Below are 1,324 nucleotides of genomic sequence, written 5' to 3'. Positions count from 1 at the left end.
GAGCGGCTGAGCAAGGTGCGCACTGGCATTTGCATTGTCGACGAAAAAGGTGATTTGGTATTCGTTCATCTGCAAATTTAGTCGCGGCAGTGGACGAGGAATACTTTGTCGACGTTCAGCAAAACCTCTTCAATGGGGATTTGAATTTTGCGCGTCCCTTCGAATCGGCCTGGTTGTTCTATCTCAATATCCGACACGATCAAAACCCGATCCGCTTGAGCAATATCGTGAGGAGTGAGCTGATTCTCTATCCCCATCGCACCTTGCGTTTCTACTTTAATTTGCACGTTATGTTTTGGCGCAGCTTTCATTAGTGCATCTGCCGCCATATAAGTATGAGCGATGCCTGTAGGGCATGCTGTCACCGCTACGATTTTCATGTTCTATCCATTTTATTTTTTGTGGATATTAGCACAGCCACCGCAGATTGAATTGATTTGAGCTGGATTAACGCAAGAGCTTTATCACAGTTTGAATCTCATGTTACATTAATCCAGTTAATGCACTTTTAGTCCTATATATCAAAGGGTAGGCACTGGTTAATCTATGCCCAAATAAAATGAGTAGGAACGCATACGAGCCAGGGGATCCTGTATCTCAAACTCACTTGGGTATCTATTCGAGCGTGAATATTGGAAGGTAAACAATGGACATCACAAACCTAATTGAGCTGGAAACGATATGTTTAGATCTAAAAGCTCAAACCAAAGATGAAGCGCTCAAAGAGCTGGTCGAGATGCTAGAGGCCGCCGGCAAACTCAATAGTCAAAGCCAGTTCTTGGCAGATATCTGGAAACGAGAAGAGATCGGTAACACAGGATTTGATGATGGTATTGCGATCCCTCATGCCAAAAGTGATGCTGTAGCGAAACCGGCTGTCGCGGTCGGGATCAGCCGTAATGGGATTGATTATGACGCCGAAGATGGCGAGCTGTCCGATGTGTTTTTCATGCTGGCGTCTCCAGATGGTGATGATCATCATCACATTGAAGTATTGGCACAAATTTCCACCAAAATTATCGAAGACGGCTTTGTTGAAAAGCTCAAACAGGCTCAATCGCGAGAAGAAGCGCTTGAGATGCTGACTGATATTCAAACCCAATCCAATGAATTTCTCCCAACTTCTTTAGAATTTGCATCAGAACCCTTGAGCCCTTGGGCGCAAAAACTTGGCCGTATTAAAGAGCACTTGCTTTTTGGCACATCCCACATGATCCCGTTTATCGTTGCGGGCGGTGTGTTGTTGTCATTGTCGGTGATGATCTCTGGTCACGGTGGTGTACCACAAGAGGGCATTTTGGCCGATATTGCCCAAATGGGGATT

The 1,324-nt window shown here is 45.2% G+C and carries 2 protein-coding genes; one reads left to right on the top strand and one right to left on the bottom strand.

Annotated features, from left to right (window positions below; translation table 11 throughout):
- Window positions 1–77 precede the first annotated feature (77 nt).
- A complete protein-coding gene (locus tag R7E42_RS24375) occupies window positions 78–380 on the bottom strand; it encodes a PTS fructose transporter subunit IIB (RefSeq protein ID WP_005463048.1) in 303 nt (100 codons plus the stop codon).
- 266 nt (window positions 381–646) lie between these two features.
- Between R7E42_RS24375 and R7E42_RS24370 the strand changes: the two genes are divergently transcribed.
- A partial coding sequence (locus R7E42_RS24370) for a fructose PTS transporter subunit IIA (RefSeq protein WP_318073143.1) occupies window positions 647–1,324 on the top strand: 678 nt, incomplete at its 3' end.

This window comes from Vibrio sp. Vb1337, from assembly GCF_033338715.1.
GTDB classification, from domain to species: domain Bacteria; phylum Pseudomonadota; class Gammaproteobacteria; order Enterobacterales; family Vibrionaceae; genus Vibrio; species Vibrio alginolyticus.
This window is presented reverse-complemented; position numbering and strand designations above follow the sequence as displayed.

Bases quoted from the DNA above. Each gene is read 5' to 3' on its own strand.
- R7E42_RS24375 (WP_005463048.1), bottom strand. From the start codon at position 380: ATGAAAATCGTAGCGGTGACAGCATGCCCTACAGGCATCGCTCATACT.